Below are 340 nucleotides of genomic sequence, written 5' to 3'. Positions count from 1 at the left end.
TCTGGGTATTTCCTGTAAATTTTGAGTTCCTTGAATTTAAGTGTCGCCTTGATCCTGTCTGTAAAACCCCTTTGGTAAAGGTGTTCAGAGAACAGCAGCAGACCGGTGTTGGAAGATACTTCACTGCCTGCGTTATCAATAGTGATATCAGTGTTGCTTTTAAGCGTATTATGCCGTAAATTGTACATATGGTTTCTCCTATTATTTTCTTTTAGTCGATTAAATAATACCATAGAGAAACCATTTCCGTCGCACCCATAAGGTGCGGCGGTGTACATAGATAATGCGGCGTAACTCAAGGAGTTACGTCTTTTATTTTATTATGAGTGAATAATTCAGG

1 protein-coding gene is annotated in these 340 nt (G+C 38.8%); it reads right to left on the bottom strand.

All coding sequences use genetic code 11. The features are described from left to right. Nucleotides 1–188 (bottom strand): transposase (locus tag FC83_RS17430; protein ID WP_236700818.1); only part of this gene is annotated, 188 nt, incomplete at its 3' end. Nucleotides 189–340 lie beyond the last annotated feature (152 nt).

Origin of the sequence: Agrilactobacillus composti DSM 18527 = JCM 14202 (assembly GCF_001436375.1) — a bacterium.
GTDB lineage: Bacteria > Bacillota > Bacilli > Lactobacillales > Lactobacillaceae > Agrilactobacillus > Agrilactobacillus composti.
This window is presented reverse-complemented; position numbering and strand designations above follow the sequence as displayed.